Annotated in this window: 12 protein-coding genes; 3 read left to right on the top strand and 9 right to left on the bottom strand. The window is 59.3% G+C overall.

Features of this window, described 5'->3' with window-relative positions; all coding sequences use genetic code 11:
- Positions 1 to 53 precede the first annotated feature (53 nt).
- Positions 54 to 266 carry a DUF3606 domain-containing protein gene (locus ACQ4MS_RS19905; protein WP_431096408.1) on the top strand — a complete coding sequence of 71 codons (213 nt, stop codon included), beginning with the start codon at positions 54 to 56 and terminating at the stop codon, positions 264 to 266.
- A gap of 119 nt (positions 267 to 385) precedes the next feature.
- On the opposite strand, the gene ACQ4MS_RS19900 is transcribed toward ACQ4MS_RS19905, so the two are convergent.
- The 6 genes from ACQ4MS_RS19900 to mltG form a co-directional block, all read right to left on the bottom strand.
- Positions 386 to 1,057, bottom strand: coding sequence for an ankyrin repeat domain-containing protein (locus ACQ4MS_RS19900; RefSeq protein WP_431096407.1), 672 nt, complete (start codon positions 1,055 to 1,057; stop codon positions 386 to 388).
- Complete coding sequence (locus ACQ4MS_RS19895; RefSeq protein WP_431096406.1) at positions 1,054 to 1,851, bottom strand: TatD family hydrolase; 798 nt, start codon at positions 1,849 to 1,851, stop codon at positions 1,054 to 1,056. The genes ACQ4MS_RS19900 and ACQ4MS_RS19895 overlap by 4 nt, the downstream gene beginning before the upstream one ends.
- 118 nt (positions 1,852 to 1,969) lie before the next feature.
- Positions 1,970 to 2,350, bottom strand: coding sequence for a PilZ domain-containing protein (locus ACQ4MS_RS19890; RefSeq protein WP_431096405.1), 381 nt, complete (start codon positions 2,348 to 2,350; stop codon positions 1,970 to 1,972).
- A gap of 66 nt (positions 2,351 to 2,416) precedes the next feature.
- Positions 2,417 to 3,535, bottom strand: coding sequence for a DNA polymerase III subunit delta' (locus tag ACQ4MS_RS19885; RefSeq protein ID WP_431096404.1), 1,119 nt, complete (start codon positions 3,533 to 3,535; stop codon positions 2,417 to 2,419).
- The gene (gene tmk, locus ACQ4MS_RS19880) at positions 3,532 to 4,224 is read right to left on the bottom strand and encodes a dTMP kinase (protein ID WP_431096402.1); all 693 of its coding nucleotides are present in this window, start codon (positions 4,222 to 4,224) and stop codon (positions 3,532 to 3,534) included. The genes ACQ4MS_RS19885 and tmk overlap by 4 nt, the downstream gene beginning before the upstream one ends.
- A 227-nt stretch (positions 4,225 to 4,451) precedes the next feature.
- Positions 4,452 to 5,459: an endolytic transglycosylase MltG gene (mltG, locus tag ACQ4MS_RS19875; protein WP_431096401.1), complete on the bottom strand. Its 1,008-nt coding sequence runs from the start codon at positions 5,457 to 5,459 to the stop codon at positions 4,452 to 4,454.
- A gap of 84 nt (positions 5,460 to 5,543) precedes the next feature.
- Here mltG and ACQ4MS_RS19870 point away from each other — a divergent pair, with 84 nt between their 5' ends.
- Positions 5,544 to 6,494 (top strand): YgfZ/GcvT domain-containing protein, encoded by a 951-nt coding sequence (locus ACQ4MS_RS19870; RefSeq protein WP_431096400.1) that lies wholly within the window; start codon positions 5,544 to 5,546, stop codon positions 6,492 to 6,494.
- 21 nt (positions 6,495 to 6,515) lie between these two features.
- Entirely contained in the window at positions 6,516 to 7,430 is a 915-nt protein-coding gene (locus ACQ4MS_RS19865) for an NRDE family protein (RefSeq protein ID WP_431096398.1), read from the top strand.
- On the opposite strand, the gene ACQ4MS_RS19860 is transcribed toward ACQ4MS_RS19865, so the two are convergent.
- The 3 genes from ACQ4MS_RS19860 to ACQ4MS_RS19850 form a co-directional block, all read right to left on the bottom strand.
- Positions 7,427 to 9,715: an O-antigen ligase family protein gene (locus ACQ4MS_RS19860; protein ID WP_431096397.1), complete on the bottom strand. Its 2,289-nt coding sequence runs from the start codon at positions 9,713 to 9,715 to the stop codon at positions 7,427 to 7,429. The two genes, ACQ4MS_RS19865 and ACQ4MS_RS19860, sit on opposite strands and share 4 nt — an antisense overlap.
- A 117-nt stretch (positions 9,716 to 9,832) precedes the next feature.
- The gene (locus ACQ4MS_RS19855) at positions 9,833 to 10,690 is read right to left on the bottom strand and encodes a YbgC/FadM family acyl-CoA thioesterase (RefSeq protein WP_431096396.1); all 858 of its coding nucleotides are present in this window, start codon (positions 10,688 to 10,690) and stop codon (positions 9,833 to 9,835) included.
- Positions 10,687 to 11,619: an alpha/beta hydrolase gene (locus ACQ4MS_RS19850; protein WP_431096395.1), complete on the bottom strand. Its 933-nt coding sequence runs from the start codon at positions 11,617 to 11,619 to the stop codon at positions 10,687 to 10,689. The genes ACQ4MS_RS19855 and ACQ4MS_RS19850 overlap by 4 nt, the downstream gene beginning before the upstream one ends.
- Between the last annotated feature and the right edge of the window lie 149 nt (positions 11,620 to 11,768).

The raw sequence follows: 11,768 nt of genomic DNA, 5'->3' as shown, positions 1-11,768 counted from the left end.
TACAAAAAATAGGTTGACACGGTATTAACTTCATCCTCTCAATGGAGAAAACCATGACCGAGGCCCACCTCAACCAAAACAACCGTGACCGGCAGCGAATCAATGCTTCAGACGGTTACGAACTCAATTACTGGACGCGCCAGTTGCGCTGTTCCGAGCAGGAGTTGCGCTCCGCTATTGCAATAGCCGGACCGGAAATCATCGCTATACGTGGCTACCTGCAGGCAAAACGCCAGCGTGGAGGCGACGATCTGGTGTGTGCATGACCCTAAGCGGTGGCGATGCGGTGCTGCAACGGCAATTTGTTTGCCGATTAAAAAAGGGGCCTCGTGGGCCCCTTTTTTAATCGGCTGCGTAGCGCTGATAACTACGGGCTTCAGGCTCCTCACCACTGGCCGGCAGGCCGCTGTTTCCGGATCGCTGCAGCGATGGCTTCTGCAGCGTCGGGCCGGTTGGCGCGCTGGGCAAACTGCAGGGCGGTCAGATTCTGCTGGTTCTTGAGCTTGGGATCCGCACCCTCCTCCAGAAGAAGCCGGACGGCCTCAGGCGTGCCGTACATGGCCGCCATCATCAGGGGGGTGGTTCCATTGGGAGATTCAGCGTCGATGTAGGCGCTGTTTTCAAGCAGCAGGCTGATGATGGCCAGGTGACCGCTCGTCGCGGCGTAATGCAAAGGTGCCCAGCCGGTCTTGTTGACGTCAGCGCCCTTTTTGATCAGCCTTTCCGCCAGATCTTGCCGCTTCTTGAGCGCGGCGAGCATCAACGCGCTTTCACCCTTCTCATTAAGAGCATTCACGTCGGTTTTAGGCCAGTCAATCAATGCTTGGGCAGCCTTGGGCGAGTCCCCTTGTACTGCGAGAAAAAGCCCGGTTTCGCCTTTTGGGTCAATTGTGTTGGGATCAAACCCCCGCTGCAACAGCGCTTGAATAGTTACCGGGTCGTCCTGTTTGATGGCGATGAAAAAATCCTCATACGAACCCGCCATAGCGGAAGAAAATCCATAAAAAACAACAAGAAATAAGATTTTCTTAAAGTAAAACATGAGGTTATTTTTCATGCAGTCACCCCGCTGAAAAGCTGTTCAAAATTACGGCTGGTGGCCTCAGCGATAGTTTGAACCGGCTGTTGCGTGAGCTCCGCAATCTGCCTGGCTACAAAGGGCACATATGACGGATTATTGGTCTTTCCGCGGTAAGGCATGGGCGCGAGATAAGGGCTATCCGTCTCGATCAACATGCGGTCAAGGGGAACAAACCGGGCTACTTCCCGCAGATCCGCCGCGTTCTTGAAGGTCAGGATCCCGGAAAAGGAAATATAAAAACCCAGGTCAAGTGCAGCACGGGCAACGGCCTGGGTCTCAGTAAAACAGTGGAAAACACCGGTGGCGCAACCGGGTTGGCCTGCAGTGCCGCCCTCTTCCTTGAGCAAGGCAATCGTGTCATCAGACGCACTACGCGTATGGATGACCAGGGGCTTGCCGGTCCGGCGCGCTGCGCGGATATGCACCCGAAAACGCTCACGCTGCCATTCCATGTCGGCCACGGTCCGGTCACCCAGACGGTAATAGTCCAACCCGGTTTCCCCGATGCCCACCACCTTCGGCAAGCTGGCGCGCTGCAACAAGTCGTCCAGGCTGGGTTCCCGTACATCTTCGTTGTCGGGGTGGACGCCGACGGTTGCCCAGAAGTTGTCGTAACTGGTGGCCAATCCGTGGACAGTTTCGAATTCTTCCAGGGTGGTGCAGATGCACAACGCCCGGTCGACCTGGGCGTCCTGCATGGCTTGGCGGATTTGCGGCAGTTGCGCCTGAAGCTCCGGAAAGCTCAAATGGCAATGGGAGTCAGTGAACATCGCGATGGAAAATTATGGTTAAAAGTGGCTGCTGGCCAACTTAAACGGGCGCAGCAAGCTATAAAAACTATAGCGAAGGCCGGGTGCATCAGCACACCGGACGCTTTCAGGCCAAAGCCTAGATGGTTTGTGTAGGACGGTCGGAAGCCAGGTGCGCGCCCAGGATTTCTTCGATCTTGAGCTTAAGCAAGCGGGATTTCTCGTCCGACGGGAATCGCACGCCCACACCTTGCGTCCGGTTGCCCGCTGCCCTTGCAGGTGTTACCCAGGCAACCTTGCCGGCCACCGGATAGCGTTGCGTATCTTCAGGGAGAGTCAGCAGGACATAGACGTCGTCACCCAGCTTGTATTCCCGTGCAGTGGGAATGAAAACTCCGCCTTCCGCGAACAAGGGAATATAGGCGGCGTAAAGAGCTGCTTTTTCCTTGATGGCCAGCTGGACAACGCTGGGGCGGGCGGTGGCTGCTCCGGAGGAACTGGCGGGGGGTGGTGTGCTCATGGCCTTAGTTTATCGGTTTGCCTGTGACGTTGCCTGCAATTGTGGATCAGAAAGCGCTATTTCCATCTATTTCGCGCTCAGGGCCATCCGGGCGCGGCTCACCAGAGACTCCAGCATCAGACCGGGGTTGTATGGGTGTTCCACGGTACGGGCAATGGCGGTTAGTTCTTTGGACCAGCTGGCTAGCGCGTACAGCGCGCCGCTCACCTTACCTGCTGCGCCTGGAAGGGCTGCAGGAAGGTCCCCGGCATGAAAAAATCGTGGCGCCGCCCCCATGCGGACTGCCAGCACGTCATGGCAAAGCTTTTGTAGTGCATCGACGGCCTGTGCAGGAGCCCAGTCCGCCAATGCGCTCACGTCGCCGCGTGCCATGGCTTTGGGCAAAGCTTGCCAGGATTGGGCGGCTTCCACCGCGGGACTGTTTTGTGCCCAGCTGAGTGCGTCGGCAGGACGTCCACCTGCAGCGACCAGGAGGGTTTGCAGGTCGGCGGCTTTAGGAGGTGCCGCTGTTTTTTTTCCGCTGCCGCTGCTGTGACCTGCGTTGGAAATTTCCTGTTGCAACCAGCCCAGCGCTTCCCCGAAATCAGGCCACACCATGGTATGGCCCAGGCAACGGCTGCGGATGGTGGGCAGCAGCTGATGTGCCGCTTCGGTGGCCAGAATGAATTTGACGGCCCCGGGCGGCTCTTCCAGTGTCTTGAGGAGCGTGTTGGCCGTGACGTTGTTCATGCGCTCTGCCGGGAACACCAGCACAACTTTGGTGGTGCCGCGCGAACGGGTGAACTGCGTGAAAGACACGGCTTCGCGGGCGGCGTCAACCTTGATTTCCTTGCTGGGCTTGCGTTTTTTGCTGTCCAGGTCGTCCTGCGTTTTTTCGTCGAGCGGCCAGCCAAGTGCGAGTGACAGGGTTTCCGGCATCAGCATGCAAAGGTCGGCATGCGTATGCACATCCACCGCATGGCAGCTGCCGCAGTGGCCGCAAGCACCTTGGGGTGTTGCTTCTTCACAGAGCCAGGCACGGGCCAGCGCCAGCGCCAGCTCAAACTGGCCCAGGCCTGACGGCCCGCTGAGCAGCCATGCATGGCCACGTTGGGCCAGCAGGCTTGCAAGCTGGGTTTGCAGCCAGGGCGCCAGCGGCGGGTTGTTCGATTCACCTGGTGCGTTCACGTTGTCTGCGTCACTCATGGCAGCCAGCCTTTGGCCGTAAAGACCTGGCGCACCGCCTGTCCGACTTCTTCGCGGGACCTGGCGGCGTCGATCCGGGCGAAACGTTCGGGATGGCTTTTCTGCCGATCGGCATAGCCTTGCGCCACACGGCGGAAAAATGCTACCGGCTGGGCTTCGAATTTGTCAGGCACGCGCGCGCCGGCCAGGCGCAAGGCGGCTTCCTCGGGTGCGAGGTCGAACCAAACCGTCAGGTGCGGCTCGATCACGGTTTCCACTTCGGGCTTCATGGGCGAGTTGCCGGCCGGGTCGCCCATCAGGCCTTCGTCGGACTGGACCCACTGCTCCAGCGTGGCCAGCAATTTCAGGTCAAAACCCCGCCCTGCCCCTTGGTAGGCAAAGGTGGCGTCGGTGAAGCGGTCACACAGTACCACCTCACCGCGCAATAAAGCCGGGGCAATTACGTTCACGATATGGTCGCGTCGCGCGGCAAAAATCAGCAGCGCCTCGGTCAGCGGGTCCATCGCATCGTTCAGCACCATGGCGCGCAGCTTTTCGGCCAGCGGTGTGCCGCCGGGTTCTCGCGTCAGCGTGACCACCCTGCCCTCGGCCCTGAAAGCCTCGGCCAGGCCGGCAATGTGCGTGGACTTGCCAGCGCCGTCTATGCCTTCGAAGCTGATGAAAAGGCCGCTCAGAGGTCTGTTGCTCATGATGTCATTCGCGTAACGCCAGGCCGCCAAGTGAGCAAAAGTGAAATGCAAGCAGGGGCCGCAGAACCGGTTTTGCCGGGCCGCAGGCGCAGCGCCCCCTCGGGGGGCAGCAACGTACACGAAGTGACGAGCGTGAGGGGCAGTCCCGGCGCCGGGCCGCCCCAAGCCGGGACAACCCCCTCGGGGGGCAGCAACGTACACGAAGTGACGAGCGTGGGGGCCATAGATCACTGGCCCCGGATGTACTTATTGACGGCACGGTTGTGTTCGTCCAGGCTGCTGCTGAAATGACTGCTGCCGTCGCCCTTCGCAACAAAGTAAATGGCCTTTGTAGGCGCTGGCTGCACGGCGGCCAGCAAGGCGGCTTTGCCCGGCATGGCGATCGGCGTGGGCGGCAGGCCGGCGCGGGTGTAGGTGTTGTAGGGCGTGTCGGCCAGCAGATCGCGCTTGCGCAGGTTGCCGTCGAATTGCGCACCCAGGCCGTAGATCACGGTCGGGTCGGTCTGAAGCATCATGCCCAGGCGCAACCGGTTGGTGAAAACGCCACCGATTTGTGAACGGTCGGCGGGTTTGCCGGTTTCCTTTTCGACGATGCTGGCGAGAATAAGGGCCTCGTCAGGGGTTTTCAACGGTGTGTCGGGGCTGCGTAGCGCCCAGGCAGCGTCAAGCCGCTTGTCCATCGCCCGCGCCGCGCGTTTGAGCACAGCCAGGTCGCTGGAGCCCTTGGCATAGGTGTAGGTGTCGGGAAAAAACCGTCCTTCAGGATGCACGCCCGGTTTGCCCAGCTTTTGCATGATAATTTCGGGCGCCAGCCCAAGCGTATCGGGCGCGAGCTGCTCTGCTTTTTGTAGCGCTGCGCGCACCTGGTTAAAAGTCCAGCCTTCAACCAGGGTGACGCTTTTGAGGGCTTCCTCGCCGCGCACCAGCATGTTGAGCAGCTTTCGTGGCGAGGTGCCGGGTACCAACTCATAGCTGCCGGCCTTGATCAGCCGGGCTTGCCCCGAAAAGCGGAACCAGGCATGAAGAAAAAGCGCGGGCACATCGGCGCCGCTGGCCACAACGGCATCGGCTACACCCCTGGCGGGCGTACCGGGTTCGATTTCAAGGTCTATCACCTGGCTGCCCGGCGCCAGCCGCAAGGGCATCGGTTCATGCAGCCACCACAAACCCGCACCAAACAACAGCAGGGTGCCGGCAAATACCAGTATCAACAGACTTGTAAAGACACGACGCACAACCCAGCTACCTTTTCAATACAGAACGCAAAAGCCGAGGCCTATGATAATTCAGCCCATCTTCCCATCGACTGTGAACGCCCCATGACCTTGCCTTCCGCTGCTCACCCGATTTCCGGCATTGCCGAACTCACACACCTGGGCGTGATCCGTGCCTCCGGTGATGACGCCGTCACGTTTTTGCAGGGTCAGCTGACGCAGGACGTGGCCTTGATGGGGACTGGTGAAGCGCGCCTGGCCGCCTTCTGCAATGCCAAAGGCCGCATGCAGGCCAGCTTTGTCGTGTTCAAGCGCCAGGGCGAGGCCGGCGAAGAAGTCTTGCTGGTCTGCAACCGCGACATCCTGCCCGCCACGCTCAAGCGCCTGTCGATGTTTGTGCTGCGCGCCAAAGCCAGGCTGACCGATGCCAGCGCAGAGTTCGCGCTGTACGGCATCGTGGGTTCTGCTATTGAATCGATAGCTGGTGGCGCCCGTTCTGCATGGTCAATGGCTGATATTGAAGGTGCAAATATGGTGTTTCTACACCCCGGAGCAGGCCAGTCGCGAGCACTCTGGTGCGCGCCAGCGTCCGCATCGGCTCCTTCGGGGCCGCGTATCGATACCGCCCTGTGGCACTGGCTCGACGTGCAGTCCGGCGTTGCGATGATCACGCAACCCATTTTTGAAGCCTTTGTGCCTCAAATGCTTAATTACGAATCCGTCGGCGGCGTGAACTTCAAGAAGGGTTGCTATCCGGGCCAGGAAATCGTGGCACGCAGCCAGTTCCGCGGCACACTCAAGCGGCGCGCTTACCTCGTTCATACCGGCGGAATTCCGTCGGTCGGCCAGGAAGTGTTTCATGCTGCGGACGCAACGCAGCCTTGCGGGCTGGTCGCCGCGGCAGCCGCCAACCCAGTGGGCGGGTTTGACGCCATTGTGTCGATGCAAACGTCTGCTGCCGCCGATGCGGGTAACGGCCGCCTGACGCTGGGAAGCGCCACAGGCGAGGCGCTGGAGCTGTTGCCCCTGCCCTATCCTTTACTAGAAGATATCTGATGCGCAGAAAAAGCCAGTTGGGTGCAACGAAAATCCCAAGCACCGGGCGCGGAAGCTCCTGACATGTGCCTGATTGCGTTTGCCATTGGCATGTCTGATCGCTGGCCGCTGGTGATTGCGGCCAATCGCGATGAATTCCTGGACAGGCCGACGCTGCCGCTGGCCCGCTGGCAAACTGCATCGGGGCAGGAAGTCCTCTCAGGCCGCGACGTGCGCGCCGGTGGCACCTGGATGGGCATGACCCCGGGCGGCAGGATCGCCTTTCTGACCAATGTGCGCGAAGGCCGTCCTGAGGCAGGCTCCCGGTCACGGGGGGAGCTGGTGATGCGTTGGCTGGAAAGCCGGGGCGATACAGCAAGTTTTTGGAAGACACTGCGGGAAAGCGCCAGCGCTTACAGCGGTTTTAACCTCGTGGTTGGTGATTTCCATCGCAATGACTGGATGTGGACCACCAACCGGCCAATTAGCCCTGGCGCCGACGCCTGGCAAGCAAAGCCGTTGTCGCCTGGTGTCTATGGCTTGTCAAATGCTGCGCTGGATACGCCTTGGCCCAAAACTGCGGAACTCAAGCGTGCGGTGGCCACGGCTCTCAGCGCCGAGAGTGACGAGGCGATGCGGGTATCGTTATGGACCGCTCTGGCCAACCGCCAACGCGCACAGCGTGAACACCTGCCATCAACAGGCGTGCCGCTGGCGCTGGAAGAAGCCTTATCCGGTGCCTTTGTCGATCTGCAGGAACAAGGTTACGGGACGCGCTGCAGTACGGTACTACTGGCCAGTGCCCAAAACGAGCGCGAAGGCCTTCGATCCTGGGGCGTGTTGATGGAAGAGCAAACTCATCCATCGCCCTTGGCGGTTCCTGCGAGTGAGCCACTTGCCACCCCGGTGGCTCAGAGTCACTCAACTCAGTGGCGGCAAACGGTACGCCGACACTAAGGCCAGGGGCGGTAGGTTGGCGGAATCATCTGAAGTGTGGAATTTTTCGCATTTTCCGGGGTTGCGGCCAAGGCTGCCTGGTAAGCAGCCTGCGCTCTGGGCTCGTCTTTCTTCTGAAAGGCATAGATGTACCCCAGCTTCAGCATGCCGTCTACTTCCAGGGCCGGCCAGCCTTTATTTCGCAATTCCATCCCCTGGATGGCAAGGTCGTAGTCTCCACTGCGCCCGCCGAGCGCCCATGCTGCATTGAGGAGGTCATAGTCATAGATGCCCTCCGCCAGAGATTGTTTTACCAACTGAAGTGCTTCAGGCTCTCTGCCGGTGCGGCCCAGCAAAATAACTTCCAGTGACCGAACCGAAGCGGCCTTTGGCTGCAGTTTTTTGGAACGCTCCAGAAATTCAAACGCCTTGTCGTTATTTCCCATCTGAGCATAACCGCGGGCGACATTGGACATCAACGCTACCAAATATGGACGGGAAAGAATCACTGATTCCCAAATCCAGGTAGCGTTTTTCCAATCGCCCCACCGGGCCAGTTCGTCGGCTACCAGCGGGGTCAGTTTCCGGTAGTGAGGGTTGATGGCTATCCCGTCATTGACGAGATTCAATATTTCACGCTTGATCTTGTTCCACTTTGGATCGCGGAAGTCTTGCGATTGGGTAACGCTAAGGGCCAGTCTCACGGCCCTGACAATTTTGCCTTCCGCTACCGCAGCCTGTTGGGAAATGTACGCAGTGAGAACCAGGCACAACATCATGACGGCGACGAAAGTCCGGGAGTAAAAGGGCTTCCAGCGCAATTGCTGTGTAAAAGTCAGAGACCGCATCCCAAGCCCCAATCGCGCGTCGGATGCCGCCAGCATGGCGAGGGCCAGCGCAAATATCGCAACTGTGCTGGCCAGTCTCCAGGGAAAACCGATATTACTCACGATCAGCAATGCAAGGAGGCTGGACAATGCCACTGCGCGCAGTGGGGCTTCACGAAGTCCCTCCACCGTGCGATTTCGCAGTGTTTTCCAGGCCGAGGCCAACAGATAAAGTAGCAGGCTGGCCAGAAATGCCCAGCCCACCACGCCGTACTCTGCCAATAACTGCAGTACTTCGTTGTGAACGTAGTAGTCGGTCTCAAGCTGGGAGCCCTCCACCTGATAAAGCGGAATGTCCACCTCCCAAGCACCAGCTCCGACCCCTGTCAGAGGCGTGGCTTTGATCATGCGCGAGGTTGCCCTCCACATGATGAGGCGCACACCCAGCGAGCCGTCATTGGCCGAGATACTCGCAGTACGGTTGAAAGCGCGCTCAAAGGCTGTTGTACCGCGCTGCTCCTGGGCAATATGCATGTTGCCCGTATGAACCACACCCAAAATAAGAACGGTCCCCCCAAGCAAGCAACACGCTAACAGTTTTTGCCAGGACTTCCAGGCATGAAACGCAAACTGCTTGCGGTACAAAATGGCGATTGCCGGAAGAATAAGCAGCAGCAAAACCCACAGCGCAACGAGGGCTCCCCTTGTGCCGGTCATCATCAGGGCCACGGTGATGAAGGCGGCGGTCAATGACATTAATGTGATTTGCGACGGGGTTTTCGCCTGGGCGAGAAGATACGCCGAAAATGGCACGGTGCACGCAGCAAATTCAGCAAAAAAATTGCGATTCACAAAGGTGGATGCAGGATTCGGGCCTTGCGGAAAATAGGTGAAGTCGAACCAGAACTGAAGCGCCGTCCAGAGTGACGCCGTGAGGGCGCCCAGATGAATCCCTAAAGCCAGATAAGGCAGGCGCTCCCTTGAAAAGGTATTCAGACCCAGCCATAGCAACAGACTAAAAATGAACCATCGTATCGCCTCCACACCGCCCAGATAGGCGTGTGACCAGAGCATGCTGCCCAGGGCGTAAAACATCAGTAATAAGGGCAGCCACATAAGCGCATGCCAGCGCAGGGGTTCCTGGCGCTGGCGTTGCTGCCAGAAGAAAACAAAACCCGCGCCAATGGCTGAGAACGAGACCACCATGGATTTCAAGGTGTCCTGCAGCATCTCCTCATGGGGTACGCCGATTGCTGGTGTGAGAAACATCATGAACGCAAGAAGCGCAACAATCCAGTTACCTTGCGTGACTTCTGCAGGCAAGCCAGCCTGAGAACGAACACCCGCCTGCATCGAAGACGCTTCCAATGCCTCTTCATCCTGTAATACACGAGGTAGAGAGGCACTGGTTGATCCAAACATCCTCTTGGTAACTGCGGAGTTACCCTGGGCGCCAAGACGGCTTTTTTTCTTGACCATGAAAATCGATCAGCTTTCTCAATCTTTGAATCGGGGACGAGCGTGCCAAGCCCGGCGGAGCCGTAATTGTCGCCTTTGCAAAGGAAGGCCTGCAGACTCTGTTTGGGAGACGTTGTTTTACAGCACCTTGACCATCTCAGAATGCAGGATGCCGGCCTCTTCGAAAGGTTCTCCACGCGGGACGAAACTCAGGCGCCGGTAGAAGCCTTCAGCACTTTGCTGGGCATGCAACATGACCTCCCGGTCGCCGCGCTCGCGGGCTACATCCATCAGCGCGTTCAGGATGCCCAAGCCAAAGTGGGAACCCCTCAGTGTCCGGTGGACTGCCAAACGCCCTACCTTCCCCACGCCATCCGCCTGCCGGACGAGCCGGCCCGTGGCAATGCCTTGCCCCAGGCCGTTATAAGCCACCGCGTGCACGGCTGTGTTGTCGGCTTCATCCCAATCCATTTCCATCGGAATACCCTGCTCCTGCACAAATACGGCCGTGCGGACCTTGCCTGCATCGCCCCCGAGGCTGGTCCAATCCCCTGTGCGGATATCGACCATGGTTTCACCGGCCTCAAAGCCCGTAAGCACCGTGCGCAATGCTTCCGGTACCGGCCTGGAGGTTTGCGTCGCGGGATCCGCAAACACATAGATGAGCTCACAGGTGATGAGGAGTTCCTCACCCCTGAACACCGCGCCGGTAAATGCCATGGACGAATTGCCGACGCGCGCGCATTTGAGCGCCACATCGAGCTGGTCGTCAAACCGTGCCGAGCCGTGGTATTCCACGCTGGCCTTTTTGACATACAGATCGCCGCCCAGCTTGCGCATGGTTTCCTCGTACGGCAGGGCCAGCGCGCGCCAGTAATCGGTCACGGCGGTGTCGAAGTACGTCAGGTAGTGCGCGTTAAACACGATTTTCTGCATGTCCACTTCGGCCCAGCGGACGCGCAGACGGTGAAAAAAACGGAAGGCTTGTCGTTTCATGGTTCGCAATCAGGGTTGAGGTTGAAGGCCTGGCGCAACGCCCGCGCGGCATCGGCATGAGCCTGGCGAGCTTCAGGAATGATGCGTCCCATCTTGATGAACTCGTGGGTCACGCCGCGGTAGATTTCCAGGTCGACCGCCACACCCGCCGCACGCAGCTTGTCGGCATACATCACGCCTTCATCGACCAATGGGTCGCATTCGGCCAATCCCATCCAGGCCGGGGCTACGCCATCCACATCGGGTGCGTTGAGCGGCGCAAAGCGCCAGTCCTCACGGTCGGCGGGACTTCGCACGTAGTGGTTGAAGAACCAGGTGATGTCGGCCTCCTCCAGCACAAATCCGCTGGAAAAAAGCCGATGCGACGGTGTTTCCTGGCGGGCAGCGCAGCCAGGGTAAAACAGCAGCTGCAACGCCAGCGGCAAGCCGGCATCGCGGGCCAGGATGGCGCACATGGCGGCCAGCGTTCCGCCCGCACTGTCACCGCCGACGGCCACCCGGGTTTCATCAAGGTCGAGGCTGGCTGACCATACTGCCAGCCATTGCAAGGCATCCCAGGCATCATGGGCTGCCACAGGAAATTGGTGCTCAGGTGCCAGCCGGTAATCCACGGAAATCACCGCGCACCCCGATAGCCGGCTGAGCTGCCGGCACAACACGTCATGCGTTGCCACACTGCCGATGTTGAAACCCCCGCCATGAAAATACAGCAGCACCGGCAAGCGATCAGTTGAGGGTGCATAGAGGCGCGCAAGCAGGCCATGGCCGTCCCGGGCTGGAATGTGCAGGTCTTCGACCCGTGTCAGGACCGGCTTGGGGATCTCAAGCACCCCGGCACCTGCCTCGTAAGCCGCCTTTGCCTTGGCGGGCGTGAGCGTATGAAACGGCGGGCGATTGGCGCGCCTCATGCGGCTGAGCACGTCTCGCATTGCGGGTGTCAGTAAAGTTTCAGGGGAAGTGCAGTGCATTTATTTGAGTGTCACCGGCATGGACTGATCGTAGTTGAAGCTGTTTTGGATTGCCAGGTTCGTGAGGCCGGCCTGTAGCCGACCACTTTGCCGCGCCGCCGACTTGCATG

The sequence above is a fragment of the Polaromonas aquatica genome (genome assembly GCF_050626995.1).
GTDB classification, from domain to species: domain Bacteria; phylum Pseudomonadota; class Gammaproteobacteria; order Burkholderiales; family Burkholderiaceae_C; genus Polaromonas; species Polaromonas aquatica_A.
The sequence above is the reverse complement of the archived record's forward strand: the minus strand, read 5'-3'. Positions and strand labels throughout refer to the sequence as shown.

Bases quoted from the DNA above. Each gene is read 5' to 3' on its own strand.
- ACQ4MS_RS19905 (WP_431096408.1), top strand. From the start codon at position 54: ATGACCGAGGCCCACCTCAACCAAAACAACCGTGACCGGCAGCGAATC.
- ACQ4MS_RS19900 (WP_431096407.1), bottom strand. From the start codon at position 1,057: ATGAAAAATAACCTCATGTTTTACTTTAAGAAAATCTTATTTCTTGTT.
- ACQ4MS_RS19895 (WP_431096406.1), bottom strand. From the start codon at position 1,851: ATGTTCACTGACTCCCATTGCCATTTGAGCTTTCCGGAGCTTCAGGCG.
- ACQ4MS_RS19890 (WP_431096405.1), bottom strand. From the start codon at position 2,350: ATGAGCACACCACCCCCCGCCAGTTCCTCCGGAGCAGCCACCGCCCGC.
- ACQ4MS_RS19885 (WP_431096404.1), bottom strand. From the start codon at position 3,535: ATGAGTGACGCAGACAACGTGAACGCACCAGGTGAATCGAACAACCCG.
- tmk (WP_431096402.1), bottom strand. From the start codon at position 4,224: ATGAGCAACAGACCTCTGAGCGGCCTTTTCATCAGCTTCGAAGGCATA.
- ACQ4MS_RS19870 (WP_431096400.1), top strand. From the start codon at position 5,544: ATGACCTTGCCTTCCGCTGCTCACCCGATTTCCGGCATTGCCGAACTC.
- ACQ4MS_RS19860 (WP_431096397.1), bottom strand. From the start codon at position 9,715: ATGGTCAAGAAAAAAAGCCGTCTTGGCGCCCAGGGTAACTCCGCAGTT.
- ACQ4MS_RS19855 (WP_431096396.1), bottom strand. From the start codon at position 10,690: ATGAAACGACAAGCCTTCCGTTTTTTTCACCGTCTGCGCGTCCGCTGG.
- ACQ4MS_RS19850 (WP_431096395.1), bottom strand. From the start codon at position 11,619: ATGCGAGACGTGCTCAGCCGCATGAGGCGCGCCAATCGCCCGCCGTTT.